Origin of the sequence: Chryseobacterium mulctrae (assembly GCF_006175945.1) — a bacterium.
Taxonomy (GTDB): Bacteria; Bacteroidota; Bacteroidia; order Flavobacteriales; family Weeksellaceae; genus Chryseobacterium; species Chryseobacterium mulctrae.
On record NZ_VAJL01000001.1, the window covers coordinates 4,374,964 to 4,389,321 of the forward strand.

A 14,358-nucleotide genomic window follows, 5' to 3' on the forward strand; every position below is an offset into this window, starting at 1 on the left:
GTTTAACATAATTAATTTATCTTTAAAAAGTGATAATTTATTTTTTTTTAATTAGTTTTTTTCTATTTCTTTGAAGAGTTCAAACCCAAATGCGCAAAAAAGTTTAAACACAATTTTAATTATTAAAAAATTTATTACAATGAAAAAATTTAAAAAATTATCTCGCAATGATCTTAGAACAGTAAAGGCAGGCGAAAAGAGAACTTTTTTTGTAGAAACCTCTTGTGGAGTATCAGCTATGACTACTCAAGATTGGACTTATCAGCAAGTTGACGAATGGGAAGCAAGGCTTGAAGCGTATTACTGTAAAAAACCAGTTTACAGTGGTTCTGATGTTGAACATCTAGCTTAATTTATATTCTGCACTTATAGCGAAATAGCTATAAGTAAAATTTAACCGAGAACAATTTCTATGTATTATCATAAAAAATCATTTAGTCTTTTATTTTTATTTTGTGCTGTTTTTTTTCATGCTCATTTATACAAAAAAGATACTTTGCGTGGTGAGTTTATTTATTTGTTAAAAGCTAAATTTGACACACGAACAGAAAATAGAAAAGAAGAACTTTTTTTATTACAAATAACCGATAAGCATTCGTTTTTTGCAAGCATCATATCGTTGAAAGGCGATTCGGTAATGGCGAATTCCGGAACAAGGAGAGAAAATTCAGATGGGAGTATAACTTTGGGTTGGAAAAAAGGAACCGTGATTCCAAAAACAAATTTTAATTTTACCATTATACAGTCAAACGAAAATATACAATTTTTTGATTTAGCAGGATTGTCTCTATTAACCTATAAAGAACCGGTTATAAAAAATTGGAAACTTGTTGATGAAACAAAAATAATTAATTCTATTAATTGTAAAAAAGCAGAAGTCACCTTTAAAGGAAGAAACTGGATCGCATGGTATTCTCAGGAAATTCCGTTTCCGTATGGTCCGATGAAATTTAGCGGATTACCCGGATTAATCGTAAAAATAACAGATGATAAAGGAGACTTTGATTTTGAACTGGTAAAATCTGTATCTGATTCTAAATTAAAAGGAAAATTGGTTAATATAAAGAAAAGCAGATATATTGAAGCAATAGAAACAACACAGGCAAAACTAAAAAAGGCACAAGAAAATGCCAATGCAAATGCTGCTGCCGTACTTGCAAGCTATGGAACAACCATTGTGGAAGGACAGCAAATAGCAAGACAAAGAGAGAAAGAGAGAGAAAAGGCAAGAGAAGAAAGCCGGAAATTTGCAAACCCGTTAGAATTAGAAAATTAAAAATAGTGAAAATTTTGCTTCAAAAAAGAAAATTCTCAGTCAATCTTTTATCTTCATCCAACCTTTCAATCAATTTTTCTAAACCTTCAAATTTAATTTCCTCATGAAGAAAATCTCTGAATTTCACAGTGATTTTTTCGTCATAAATATCTCCTTCAAAATCAAGAATGTAAACTTCAACAGTTAGTTTTTCTCCGTTTACGGTAGGGTTGGTTCCTACGCTCAACATTCCTTTATATTGCAGGTTGTTTACAAGAACTTCAACAATATAAGCACCTTTTTTTGGAAGTAATTTTATATTTTCAGTTTCTATATTGGCGGTTGGATAACCGATAGTTCTGCCTAATTTCTTTCCATGCACAACCTTTCCGGAAACAGAGTAGGAGTAACCCAACATTTCATTGGCCTCCAAAATATTTCCTGCTAATAAAGCATTTCTGATTTTTGTAGAGCTAATGTTATTTTCGTGGATGTTGATCGCTTCCATTTGCTCTACTTCAAAATCTAATTCTTTAGAAAGTTTTTGAAGCAATTCAAAATTTCCGCTTTTATTTTTACCGAAAGAATGATCGTAACCTATGATTAAATATTTGACATTTAATTTCTCAATTAAAATCTGACGCACAAATTCTTCACCGGTAAGGTTTCTGAATTCGTCATCAAATTCTTTTAAAAACAAATTATTGATGCCATATTTCTCCATCAGTAAAGTTTTTTCATCCAAAGTATTAAGAAGTTTCAAGTCTTCATTTGGATTAAAAACAAATCTCGGATGTGGCCAGAAAGTAAGAACTGCAGTTTCCAGATGATGGGCAGAGCCCACTTTTTTCAGCTCATCGATGATACATTTATGGCCAAGATGAACTCCGTCAAACATTCCCAATGATAACGCCAAAGGCTTTTGAGAGGGATAATCACTAAAATTTCTGAAAACTTTCAAGATGAAAAAATTTTGACTGCAAATATAGTTATAATGTACTTATTAATGTAACAATTTACCAATGTAATAATGTAACAATAAAAATAGACACTTTATTGAGTCATTTATTGGTAAATTGCTAGATAGCTAAACTGTTAAAAAAGCATGATAAAAATCTTTTTTTTAGCAATTGCAGGTTTGTGAAGATTCATTATATTTGCACCAAGAAAAAATTTAGCAATGGCAAACCAAATTAAAGGAAAAATTTCTCAAATTATTGGTCCTGTAATCGACGTAGTTTTTAATAATGTAGAAGCTATTCCAAGTATCTATGATGCTTTGGAGATTACAAAAGAAAACGGTGAAAAAGTAGTATTAGAAGTAGAGCAGCATATTGGTCAGGATACGGTAAGATGTATCGCGATGGATGCAACTGATGGTCTTAAAAGAGGTCAGGATGTAATTGGATACGGAAATCCTATTATCATGCCAATCGGTGATGCGGTAAACGGAAGACTATTCAACGTTGTTGGGGATGCTATCGACGGACTTCAGAATATTTCTAAGGAAGGTGGTCTTCCTATTCACAGACCAGCTCCAAAATTTGATCAACTTTCAACTTCTGCAGAAGTTTTATTCACAGGTATTAAAGTAATCGACTTAGTAGAGCCTTACTCAAAAGGAGGTAAAATTGGTTTGTTTGGTGGTGCAGGTGTAGGTAAAACTGTATTGATCCAGGAGTTGATTAACAATATTGCAAAAGGACACGGTGGTCTTTCTGTTTTTGCCGGTGTAGGTGAAAGAACGAGAGAAGGAAATGACCTTTTGAGAGAGATGTTAGAATCAGGTATTATTAAATACGGTGATGATTTCATGCACTCTATGGAAAACGGAGGTTGGGATCTTTCTAAAGTAGATTTAGAAGTAATGAAAGATTCTAAAGCTGCATTCGTTTTCGGACAAATGAACGAGCCACCTGGAGCAAGAGCGAGAGTAGCACTTTCTGGTCTTACTTTAGCTGAGTACTACAGAGACGGTGGTGAAACAGGACAAGGAAGAGACGTACTTTTCTTCGTAGATAATATCTTCCGTTTTACACAAGCTGGTTCTGAAGTATCTGCACTTTTGGGTCGTATGCCTTCTGCGGTAGGTTACCAACCAACTTTGGCATCTGAAATGGGTGCGATGCAGGAAAGAATTACTTCTACTAAAAATGGTTCAATTACTTCAGTACAGGCGGTTTACGTACCTGCGGATGACTTAACTGACCCGGCTCCTGCTACAACGTTTGCTCACTTAGATGCAACAACTGTACTAGATAGAAAAATTGCTTCATTAGGTATTTATCCAGCGGTAGATCCATTGGCTTCTACGTCAAGAATCTTGGCTCCGGAAATTATCGGTGAAGAACATTATAACTGTGCTCAGAGAGTAAAAGAAATTCTTCAGAGATACAAAGCTCTTCAGGATATCATTGCAATTCTTGGTATGGAAGAACTTTCTGAAGAAGATAAATCTGTAGTTTACCGTGCTAGAAAAGTTCAGAGATTCTTATCTCAGCCTTTCCACGTTGCTGAACAGTTTACAGGTATTCCGGGATCATTGGTAGATATCAAAGATACCATCAAAGGATTCAACATGATTATGGATGGTGAATTGGATCACTTACCGGAAGCTGCTTTCAACTTGAAAGGAACTATCGAAGAAGCGATCGAAGCTGGACAAAAAATGTTAGCGGATAACGCTTAATAAATTAGACATAAGATTTTTAGACCTGAGATGAGAGACAGTTTTTGTCAAAAATCTTTTAATCTTCAATCTTTTAATCTTTTAATCTAAATTAAAATGAATATAAAAATTTTAACACCAGAATACGTAGTTTTTGAAGGAGAAGTAGACTCAGTATTGCTGCCTGGAAAGAATGGTGAATTTCACCTGATGAAAAACCACGCAGGAATTGTTTCTTCATTATCAAACGGTAAAGTAAAGCTATTTACAAAGTCTGTAGATGAAGCTTATGCTAAAAACTTTACCAAAGAAAATGAAAATCAAAACGAAGTTTTTACGTATCCTATAAAAAGCGGTGTTGTAGAATTTAATAATGATAAAGGAATTATCCTTTGCGAATAATTAAAATCGAAGCTAAATATATTTTCAAAAAAGTGTAACTTTGGTTACACTTTTTTTTATGCTTTGTAAAATCTGATTTTATGAAACAAAGTTTAGTCATGTTCTTTACTGTTTTGGGCTTCATTCTAAATGCTCAAATTATTAAAACGAAAAGAGGGATTGTTAGTTTAGACGGAATTCATGTTGCGAAAATCTCAAGCAAATCTGGAGAATATACTTTTATGGATTTGAAGGAAACTCCTATTTTCACGATGGAGTTTGTAGACAAGAGCGTAGTAGATTCTGTACGAGATAGTTATGTGAAGTTGAATCGTGTATATAACCGCGAAAAAACTTTAGATTTGGATTATATCTCTCCATCCGCATTTTCAGGTGACGAAAAATCTGCAGTTTATACATGCATTAGAGCGCTGAAAATTATCGATGAAAGAGGAATCAACGTAAAAAACTTAGATGAACTTTTCAAAAACATGCCGAAACGCAAGCTCGATACCAAAACAAAAGAAGCTTATACCATAAGATCTAAAATCGACAGATTAAATATTACCGTCAATAATGTAGGCGAAATTTTAAGCAACGGTGTTCCGGTAGGATATTTCACTAATTTACCTGTAAGTTTTGGCTCTGATGACACAATTTCAGATAAAACATTTATTGATATTGAAATGTATGATGCTAAAAGTAAGTTGGTTGGGCGATATAGTACAACAACGAAAAGAATTACTACAGCAGGCGGAAAAGTTTTTACTTTATACAGAGAAATGTCAGGTCGGGCTTCTATTCTGAAATTTCCTACTTACAAAGCTCTTGCTGAAAGAATGGCAATTCTTGATCCCAATTTTATTAAAGTTCAGGATAAAATAATTGTTGGTGAAGTGGTAAAAGACGGAGTTGAAAAAGATAAAAAATAAATCTCTATAATTTAAGAAATTCAATAGGAACGGGCTTTAGCCCGTTTGATTAAAAAAAGAATTCTAATGGCTTTAGCCAAAACATATAAATCCTGAAATTGTTTTCAAGATTTTTTAGCTATCATCTCCAAACCATAAAACACCAATTTTTGTTGGAGTAACGATTACGAAACCATAATCATACCAGTAATTATGACTTATTCCTGTCCAAGCTATTAAACTAAATTCATCAATGTTTGTATTATCGATTTTATTTTTTTCCCAAAATGAATTTGTATAAATTTCTTCAATGTTTTCAAGATTATTAAGAAAGACTTTTAAATATTCTTTACCTTTTTCCCAAGACATAAAATGCTCATCATATTTTACTTCTTTAATTATTGCAGAAGCCATTATATTATTAGCGTCATGAAAGGGTAATTTTTCGAAATTATTTTTATTGATTTTTATTGAATCAAAAAATAATTATAATCTTTAGTTGAAAAAATAAAATCTTGAAATGGATCATTTTCTATGGTTCGATCAACAATATAGCAAATAACTTCACTAATTTCTTCTCCATAAGAAGTTATATAATGTGATTCAATATTTTTTGTAAGTTCAATCATTTTTTACAAACTCAAAATAATTCCGTTCTCTTTTAGTTGCTGCATTGGTTTTGAAAACCAAAATAGCTCAAAATCTTCAAAGTTTTCTTCAAAATTTACCTTAAGTTGCTGAAGCGTGATACGTTTCGGATTTTCAAAAGTATTTTCAGAAATAATTTTTATCAGCCAATCTGCTTTTTCCTGTTCTAAATCTACTTTAACAATGTTGGTTCGTAAATGGAACGTAATTTTCGTATACGTCCATGAGTTCTGTTTTTTTGTTTTTACGTAATTCTCAGCGATTACGTTTTTCGCTAAAAATATAACTTTAGAATTTCCTTTAAAACTAAATTGATCTTCATCTAACAAACAGTCGTGAATATAATCGGGATGAATAGTTGTTTTCGGAATTTTAAAATCAAACCAATTCTGCAAAGGAATTTCAAAATTAATTCCGTGCATGAAATTGAACAGAGATTTTTTTAAACCAAAACTAAATTTACTGTGATCGATTCCGGTTTTGTCTTTGAAATCAATATCATTATTGGCAAACTTAATTTCCTGCTTAATTGGGGTCACGCCAAATTCTTCAGGATTTTGTCCGACTGGAGAATGTGCGGTCATTGCAAACTGATGCCAAAAACCACTTTGTAAAATTCCCATTTCAAAAAGCTGACGAACCATTTCCAAAGAATCCACAGTTTCCTGAACGGTTTGAGTAGGGTAGCCATACATTAAATAGGCATGAACCATAATTCCCGCTTCGGTAAAGTTTTTGGTAACTTTCGCAACCTGATCTACAGAAACTCCTTTGTCAATTAACTTTAACAATCGATCACTCGCAACTTCAAGCCCGCCAGAAACCGCAACGCAACCCGAAAGTTTTAAAAGAAAGCATAAATCCTGAGTGAAACTTTTTTCAAAACGAATATTGGTCCACCAAGTCACCACAAGATTTCTTCGTAAAATTTCCAAAGCAACTTCTCGCATCAGAGCGGGAGGAGCGGCTTCGTCTACAAAATGAAATCCGGTTTCGCCGGTTGTTTTAATTAATTCTTCCATTCTGTCAACTAAAATTTTGGCAGAAATGGGTTCATAAATTTTTATGTAATCTAAAGAAATATCGCAAAAAGTACATTTTCCCCAATAGCAACCGTGTGCCATTGTCAATTTATTCCATCTTCCATCGCTCCATAAACTGTGCATCGGATTGGCAATTTCAATAACTGAAATATATTTATCTAATTGTAAATCAGTATAATCTGGAGTTCCAATTTCTGATTGTTTGTAATCGTGTTTGGTAGAATTATTTTTATAGGTAACTTCTTGGTTTTCAATTAAAAAAGTTCTTTTGAAATGAGATTCTTCGCTTTGCTCAGAATGGCAAACATTTTCATAAACTAATTCTAAAGGAACTTCACCATCATCTAAAGTAATAAAATCGAAAAATTCAAAAACTCTTTGATCTTTAATTTCTCTTAATTCAGTATTCGGGAAACCACCACCCATCGCAGTTTTAATGTGCGAATAATTTTCTTTTATAAATTTTGCTGACCGAAAAGCAGAGTATAAGTTTCCGGGAAAAGGAATTGAAAAACATACTAATTTCGGCTGAACCAGCTCTAATTTTTCATGAAGAATTTTTAAAGTAAAATCGTCAATAAATGTTTGAGAATCATTTAGTTTTGAATATAATTCATCAAAAGAATTGGCAGATTTTCCTAATCTTTCTGCATATCTGCTAAATCCAAAATCTGAATCTACATTTTCAACAATATAATCGGATAAATCTTCTAAATATAAAGTTGCCAAATGCTTTGCTTTATCCTGAAGTCCCATATTTCCGAAAGCAAATTCCATATCATCCAATTGGTTGAATCGGGAAGCTTCGGGAAGAAAATTCATCGAACAGATCTGTCTCGCCAAGGTAGGATTTTTATTCTGTAGAAATAAAATAACCTGATCGATTGTTTTTAAATATTCATCTCTTAAAGCAAAAATTCGCTGTGAGTTTTCCGAAATATTCTTCAGATCAATTTCGGTATCAAAAATTTTCTGAATTCCGTCTTTTGAAAATAACTCCAAAATAACTTCGAGCCCCAAATCAATTTGATAGCTTGAAATATTTTTGGTATTAAGAAAACCTTTAATATAAGCTGTCGCAGGATAAGGAGTGTTGAGTTGCGTGAATGGTGGAGTAATAAGAAGAAGATCTTTCAAAGGAAATTTTTTTTGCAAATTTATTCTAAATCTTTATGAATCTGTTTAGGTTTTGAAAAGTTTTGCCACGAATACACAAATATTTTTTTACAAATAGTAAACAAATTCGTGTATTCGTGGCAAAAAAATAAAAATAGAGTGTCCAAAATTTTTGAACACTCATTAGTATTTTAAATTAAATTTCTTTGAAACTTAAACCTTTTTCAGATAATAATTTTTGCTCCTGCTCTTTGTAGTATCCATTTTTCAATTTGTCATGAATAGCATCAAATGCAGCCAATGTTTCGTTGATTTCTGCATCGGTGTGAGAAGCGGTAGGAATTAATCTTAATAAAATCATTCCTTTAGGTATTACAGGATAAACCACTACAGATGTAAAGATTCCGTAATTTTCTCTCAAGTCTTTTACCAACAGAGTTGCCTCTACCGGCGAACCTTGCATCATTACCGGAGTTACACAAGTATTGGTATCACCGATGTTGAAACCTCTTTCGCTAAGTCCGTTTTGTAATTTTAAGGTATTTTCCCAAAGTTTAGCTTTAATTTCAGGTCTTGTTCTTAGCAATTCCAATCTTTTCAAACCTCCGATTACCATTGGCATTGTTAAAGATTTAGCAAAAATCTGAGATCTTAAATTGAATTTTAAATATCTGATGATTTCTTTATCACCTGCGATAAATGCTCCGAAACCAGCCATTGATTTTGCAAAAGTTGAGAAATAAACATCAATCTGATCTTGACATCCTTGCTCTTCTCCAGCTCCGGCTCCGGTTTCACCAAGAGTTCCGAAACCGTGTGCATCATCTACTAAAAGTCTGAATTGATATTTAGATTTTAGCTCGCAGATTTCTTTCAGTTTACCTTGTTGTCCTCTCATTCCGAAAACTCCTTCAGTAATTACCAAAATACCGCCACCAGTTTCTTCTGCAACTTTCGTCGCTCTCTGAAGATTTTTCTCAAGACTTTCGATATCATTGTGTCTGTAAGTAAATCTCTTACCGGCATGAAGTCTTACACCGTCTACGATGCAAGCGTGAGAATCTACGTCGTAAACAATTACATCATTTCTGCTTACCAAAGCATCGATGGTAGAAACCATTCCCTGATAACCAAAATTTAATAAATATGCTGATTCTTTTTGTACAAATTCTGCCAATTCTTTTTCCAGCTGCAAATGCTGATGCGTTTCACCAGACATTGCTCTTGCTCCCATCGGATAAAACATTCCGTATTCTGCGGCAGCTTTAGCATCTGCTTCCAAAACTTCAGGATGATTACACATTCCCAAATAGTCATTGGCACTCCAGAAAATTACTTCTCTTCCCTGAAACTGCATTCTCGGACCGATAGGACCTTCTAGTTTAGGGAAAATAAAATATCCTTCACCATAATCTGCAAACTGTCCAAGAGGTCCTGGATTTTCTTTTATTCTTTCAAAAATATCCAACATTATATTCGTAATTTTTAAGTAAAAAAGCCTTTTGTGAATTACAAAAAAGGCTTTACTTATATTTGTATTAAAATTTTATTTGATGATTTCTGTCTTAAAGACTTCTTCGTAATTGTGGAAACAATTGTTGATGAAACCTTGCTCAGCCATCCATTTATCACTGTACACTTTGGTAATATATCTCGATCCATGATCAGGGAAGATTAAAACAACCAAATCAGTCTCTGAAAACTGATGAGAATTAGCATATTGCATTAATCCCTGAGTAACTGCACCGGTTGTGTAGCCTCCCATAATTGCTTCTTTTAATGCAATTTCTCTGGTTCTGTAAGCAGACATTTCGTCGTTTACTCTTACAAACTCATCGATTTTATCAAAAAGTAGAGCAGAAGGGATTAAGTTTTTTCCCATTCCTTCAATCTGATAAGGATGTACATCTTCTTTGTGAATTTCTCCTGTTTCGTGGAAACTTTTTAAAATAGATCCGTCTGCATCAACACCGATAATTTTAATATCCGGATTTTTCTCTTTTAAAAATTTTGCAGAACCTGATAAAGTTCCACCAGTTCCTGTACAAGCAAAAAGGTGAGTGATTTTTCCTTGAGTCTGCTCCCAAATTTCAGGACCAGTTGTATGATAGTGCGCATCAATATTCAGCTCATTAAAGTACTGATTGATGTATACCGAATTTGGAGTTTCAGCAGCAATTCTTTTAGCTACCTCATAATATGATCTCGGGTCATTCGCAGGTACATTCGCAGGACATACATAAACTGTAGCTCCAAGAGCTTTCAGATAAGCTATTTTTTCGGGTTTTGTCTTGTCGCTCACTGCCAAAATGCATTTGTATCCTTTAATGATGCAAACCATTGCAAGTGAAAAACCGGTATTTCCTGAAGTGGTTTCTACAACTACAGAATCTTCCTTTAATAAACCTTTTTTCTCAGCGTTTTCTATAATATGAAGTGCGATTCTATCTTTAGTGGAATGTCCAGGATTATATGATTCTAACTTAGCATAAATGGTTGCAGGAATTTCTTTAGTTACGGTATTTAGTTTTACCAAAGGAGTACTCCCAATCAAGCCAAGAATATTATCGTAAACATTACTCATTATTTGTTATTTTTCAATAAAAATCTGACCGCAAAAATACAAAAAAATAAATAATTTTTAAACTTTTAGTCAATTATAAGTTCGCTAATTGTGTAAATAGGTGATTTATTTTTGCTTGCAGCCCACCGAACCAGACAAAAACCACGCCATAATTTTTAAATTTTGTTAAAATTAATTTAAACTAATCTAAAAACCCTATTTTCGCATAATTGATTTTATACTATGAAAAACTGGACTTTTAGGCAATGGAACACCCTTCTCGGATGGGTGACTTTCGTTATTGCATTTTTCACGTACTTATCAACGATAGAACCCAACTTTAGTTTTTGGGATTGTGGTGAGTACATTTCTTCAGCAGTAAAATTAGAAGTAACGCACGCTCCCGGAGCTGCTTTATTTCAGATTGTGGGAGCCGTAGCTGCCATTTTTGCTTTAGGTAAAGGTGAAAATTACTCTATCGTGATCAACGCAATGTCGGCATTATTCAGCGCATTTACAATTTTGTTTCTGTTCTGGACGATTACTCACTTTGTGAGAAGACTACTTAACAAAGATTTTGAAGAAATCACAAAACACCAAGAGATTTCTATTCTTTTTGCAGGAGTTATTGGAGCTTTATGTTTCACCTTTTCTGATACGTTTTGGTTTTCAGCGGTGGAAGGTGAAGTGTACTCAATGGCATCGATGTTTATTGCGCTTTTAGTTTGGTTAATTACTAAATGGGAAAACGAATATCTTGAGAAAGACAATGAAAGATGGATTATTTTAATTTTCTTTATTTTAGGACTTTCTGTGGGAGTTCACATGATGGGAATGCTTGCAATTCCTGCTGTTTGTTTGGTTTATTATGCAAGAAACTACCAATTTACCTGGAAGAATTTCATTTTTGCCAACCTGATTACTTTAGGAATTTTAATTATTGTATTTAAAATTATTTTCCCTGTAATCATGTCATTATTCGGGAAATTAGAAATATTCTTTGTGAATGGTTTACGATTGCCTTTCCATTCAGGAACAATTGCTGGTTTTATTATTATGGTAGCACTTTGCTATTTCTTTATAAAATATGCCAGACAAACGAAGAAAAATATTTTCCAAACGGTAGCTTTGTCTGTGGTTTATATGATGATCGGTTTCTCTTGTTGGATGGTAATTCCGATCAGAGCAAATGCAAATCCACCAATGAACCTTAATGATCCTGATACTGCAATCGGTATGCTAGATTATTACAATAGAGAGCAATATGGAGACTGGCCTACAATTTACGGTCAGAACTATACTGCATTTTTGGATGCAAACGGAATTCAGAAAAACGAAGACGGTAGTTTTAAAACTAAAAAGACCGGAGATGTTTACGAGAAAGACGAAAAAACAGGAACTTACAGAAAAACAAGTGAGCGTTTCAATTATATTTTTGATAAGTCTCATGTAAGCTTAATGCCGAGAATGTTTAATGATGATAAAGATGTAATGTCAAATTACATTTCTATGTACGGCGCACCAGATTTTCAGTTTAATTATGCAAACGAAGATGTTGCAGACAGCCCGGAAGCAAAACAGATTTTTGATGAACTGAGAGCTAAATATGAAGACGGATCTATTACTGCTTCAGATTATTTAAAAGTAAGACCTTATAATTTAATCACTGTTCAAAAGCCATCTTTGATGCAGAATATGGATTATTTTATTACGTTCCAAAACGGATATTATTTCTTAAGATATTTATTGTGGAATTATGCGGGGAGACAAAATGATCTTGAAGGAACAAGAGATACTACAAGAGGTAACTGGATTTCAGGAATTGCTCCACTTGATAATGCAATTTTAGGAAATCAGGATGCAATGCCTGCGAAATATAAAAATGAAAGTACAGTTGCATTTTTCTTTTTACCATTATTATTAGGAATTTTAGGATGCTATTTCCAGTTCAGTAGAGATTTTGGAAGGTTCTATGCAATCTTATCTTTATTTGTTTTAACAAGTGTCGGGATTATTTTCTACACCGGAGTAAAACCTTTCGAGCCAAGAGAAAGAGATTATGCAATGGTGGGTTCGTTCTATGCTTTTGCCATTTGGATTGGTTTGGGAGCCGGAGCAATTCTCTGGTATTTACAGTCTAAAGTAAAATCAAATGCAGCAAATATCGGTTTCGGAGTTATTTTGTTGGGTGTTCCATTTATGATGGGCTTCCAAAACTATAATGTACATGACAGAAGCAATAGATATACAGCGTATGATTATTCTTATTCAGTATTAAAATCATTACCAAAAGAAGATATTTTATTTGTTTATGGTGATAACGATACGTATCCGGTTTGGGCAATGCAGGAAACTGAAAGATTCAGAGATGACGTAAAAGTAGTTAACTTTACTTTGCTTTCAACTCCTTGGAATATCGATCAGGTAAAGAGAAAAACGTACAATTCAAACCCAATTCCTAGTCAGCTTACTCACGAAGATTACAGAGACGGTGTGAATGACCAGATTTATCTGATGAAAAACAGCGATTGGAAAAATATTATTGCTAATCTTCAGGAAGGAGGAGCTCCGCAAAGTATGATTCAGCCTTTTGAAAAATATTTAGTTCAGGATTCTATGACTTTGAAAGAAGCAATGAATTTTATTAAAATGAAATCTCCTGAAAAAGATGAAGTTTTAAAAATGATTTTTGGAGAAGAGCGTTACGAAAAATACAATTTCCTTCCGGTAAGTAAATTTGTAATTCCTGTAAACAAAGCTAATGCAGTAAAAGCAGGAATCATCAATGCTTCAGACCTTCCAAATGCAGTAGATCAGATTGTTGTTAATTATAAATCTGGAACTTTATACAAGAATAACCTGATGATGTTTGATATTTTGGCAAACTTCGATTGGAAACGTCCGATTAACTTCTCTTCAGGTGGAGTTTATGAAAGCGAAAACATTTTCTTCTTAGACGAATATCTTCAGTTTGACGGTTTCAGTTACAGATTGGTTCCGATTCATACACCAAGAAGTAGCGAGGGAGAAATGGGAAGAGTAGATGCAAACTCATTATATAATGTTGTGAAAAACTACAGATGGGGTAATTTCAAAAACTTGAAAGTTCATTTTGATGAAACAGCAACTTCAAACATTATGGCCTACAGAAGTTCTGCAAGTAGAGCAGCAGCTGCTTTGGCATTATCTGGTCAGAAAGCAAAAGCTTTAGAAATATTAGATATTGCTGCAAAGGAAATTCCTGCAGAAAAATATAATGATCCTCGTTCTTTAAGCTCAATGGTTTACGGATATATCGTTGCCGGACAAGAAGAAAAAGGTCTGAAATTAGCCGAAGTTCTTAAAAAAGGAATTTTTGAAGAATACGATTATTATTTATCTTTAAGCCCGTCTGAACAAGGATATGTAGGAAGACCGATGAGATCAAAACCAATGGAATATTCATTAGTTGTGACTTCAGTAACCGATGCTTACAAAAAAATAGGTCAGAAGGATAAAGCTTACAATTATCTTGTAAAATCTATTGAGCCGATTGATAAGAAATTTAATGTATTCATTAAAGATCTTCAGCAAATGGGTAAAGAAAAAGCAATGAAAGAATCTGAAAATGTGCAGAAAATCACACCTTTTTATCAATATTTATTTGATGTGATGGAACCATTCGATTCTACTTATGCTAAAGAAAAAGAAGATCAGATTACCACGGCGATCATCAAAGCAACTCAATAAAATAAATACTTAAAACGGAACTTCGGTTCCGTTTTTTTATGTTT

Annotated in this window: 12 protein-coding genes; 6 read left to right on the forward strand and 6 right to left on the reverse strand. The window is 33.3% G+C overall.

The features are described 5' to 3' along the window. Positions 1-139 precede the first annotated feature (139 nt). Positions 140-352, forward strand: coding sequence for a bacteriocin-like protein (locus tag FDY99_RS20390; protein ID WP_139423497.1), 213 nt, complete (start codon positions 140-142; stop codon positions 350-352). A 60-nt stretch (positions 353-412) separates the two neighbouring features. Further along, positions 413-1,276, forward strand: coding sequence for a GLPGLI family protein (locus tag FDY99_RS20395; protein ID WP_139423498.1), 864 nt, complete (start codon positions 413-415; stop codon positions 1,274-1,276). Between the two features lie 19 nt (positions 1,277-1,295). On the opposite strand, the gene FDY99_RS20400 is transcribed toward FDY99_RS20395, so the two are convergent. After that, positions 1,296-2,216: a bifunctional riboflavin kinase/FAD synthetase gene (locus FDY99_RS20400; protein WP_139423499.1), complete on the reverse strand. Its 921-nt coding sequence runs from the start codon at positions 2,214-2,216 to the stop codon at positions 1,296-1,298. 219 nt (positions 2,217-2,435) lie between these two features. On the opposite strand from FDY99_RS20400, the gene atpD reads away from it, so the two are divergent. The 3 genes from atpD (at position 2,436) to FDY99_RS20415 (ending at position 5,236) form a co-directional block, all read left to right on the forward strand. Then, on the forward strand, positions 2,436-3,944 hold the full coding sequence (atpD, locus tag FDY99_RS20405) for a F0F1 ATP synthase subunit beta (protein WP_074229042.1): 1,509 nt from the start codon (positions 2,436-2,438) through the stop codon (positions 3,942-3,944). Positions 3,945-4,040: 96 nt separating this feature from the next. Further along, the gene (locus tag FDY99_RS20410) at positions 4,041-4,325 is read left to right on the forward strand and encodes a FoF1 ATP synthase subunit delta/epsilon (RefSeq protein WP_102978859.1); all 285 of its coding nucleotides are present in this window, start codon (positions 4,041-4,043) and stop codon (positions 4,323-4,325) included. Between the two features lie 80 nt (positions 4,326-4,405). Beyond that, positions 4,406-5,236, forward strand: coding sequence for a hypothetical protein (locus FDY99_RS20415; protein WP_139423500.1), 831 nt, complete (start codon positions 4,406-4,408; stop codon positions 5,234-5,236). Between the two features lie 114 nt (positions 5,237-5,350). Here the strand turns inward: FDY99_RS20415 and FDY99_RS20420 are convergent, their stop codons facing one another. The 5 genes from FDY99_RS20420 to FDY99_RS20435 all read right to left on the reverse strand — a co-directional run bounded on the left by FDY99_RS20420 (position 5,351) and on the right by FDY99_RS20435 (position 10,606). Next, a complete protein-coding gene (locus FDY99_RS20420; protein WP_139423501.1) occupies positions 5,351-5,629 on the reverse strand; it encodes a hypothetical protein in 279 nt (92 codons plus the stop codon). Positions 5,630-5,682: 53 nt separating this feature from the next. Further along, on the reverse strand, positions 5,683-5,844 hold the full coding sequence (locus tag FDY99_RS23075) for a hypothetical protein (protein ID WP_162304193.1): 162 nt from the start codon (positions 5,842-5,844) through the stop codon (positions 5,683-5,685). Positions 5,845-5,847: 3 nt separating this feature from the next. Then, on the reverse strand, positions 5,848-8,043 hold the full coding sequence (locus FDY99_RS20425; RefSeq protein WP_139423502.1) for a B12-binding domain-containing radical SAM protein: 2,196 nt from the start codon (positions 8,041-8,043) through the stop codon (positions 5,848-5,850). 175 nt (positions 8,044-8,218) lie between these two features. Then, entirely contained in the window at positions 8,219-9,493 is a 1,275-nt protein-coding gene (locus FDY99_RS20430) for an aminotransferase class I/II-fold pyridoxal phosphate-dependent enzyme (RefSeq protein ID WP_074229036.1), read from the reverse strand. Positions 9,494-9,568: 75 nt separating this feature from the next. Continuing rightward, positions 9,569-10,606 (reverse strand): PLP-dependent cysteine synthase family protein, encoded by a 1,038-nt coding sequence (locus FDY99_RS20435; RefSeq protein ID WP_074229034.1) that lies wholly within the window; start codon positions 10,604-10,606, stop codon positions 9,569-9,571. 222 nt (positions 10,607-10,828) lie between these two features. Between FDY99_RS20435 and FDY99_RS20440 the strand changes: the two genes are divergently transcribed. Continuing rightward, on the forward strand, positions 10,829-14,314 hold the full coding sequence (locus FDY99_RS20440; protein WP_139423503.1) for a glycosyltransferase family 117 protein: 3,486 nt from the start codon (positions 10,829-10,831) through the stop codon (positions 14,312-14,314). Positions 14,315-14,358: the final 44 nt, after the last annotated feature.

Excerpts from the sequence above, each read along its gene's own strand:
- FDY99_RS20390 (WP_139423497.1), top strand. The coding sequence starts at position 140 with ATGAAAAAATTTAAAAAATTATCTCGCAATGATCTTAGAACAGTAAAG.
- FDY99_RS20395 (WP_139423498.1), top strand. The coding sequence starts at position 413 with ATGTATTATCATAAAAAATCATTTAGTCTTTTATTTTTATTTTGTGCT.
- atpD (WP_074229042.1), top strand. The coding sequence starts at position 2,436 with ATGGCAAACCAAATTAAAGGAAAAATTTCTCAAATTATTGGTCCTGTA.
- FDY99_RS20410 (WP_102978859.1), top strand. The coding sequence starts at position 4,041 with ATGAATATAAAAATTTTAACACCAGAATACGTAGTTTTTGAAGGAGAA.
- FDY99_RS20415 (WP_139423500.1), top strand. The coding sequence starts at position 4,406 with ATGAAACAAAGTTTAGTCATGTTCTTTACTGTTTTGGGCTTCATTCTA.
- FDY99_RS20420 (WP_139423501.1), bottom strand. The coding sequence starts at position 5,629 with ATGGCTTCTGCAATAATTAAAGAAGTAAAATATGATGAGCATTTTATG.
- FDY99_RS23075 (WP_162304193.1), bottom strand. The coding sequence starts at position 5,844 with ATGATTGAACTTACAAAAAATATTGAATCACATTATATAACTTCTTAT.
- FDY99_RS20430 (WP_074229036.1), bottom strand. The coding sequence starts at position 9,493 with ATGTTGGATATTTTTGAAAGAATAAAAGAAAATCCAGGACCTCTTGGA.
- FDY99_RS20435 (WP_074229034.1), bottom strand. The coding sequence starts at position 10,606 with ATGAGTAATGTTTACGATAATATTCTTGGCTTGATTGGGAGTACTCCT.
- FDY99_RS20440 (WP_139423503.1), top strand. The coding sequence starts at position 10,829 with ATGAAAAACTGGACTTTTAGGCAATGGAACACCCTTCTCGGATGGGTG.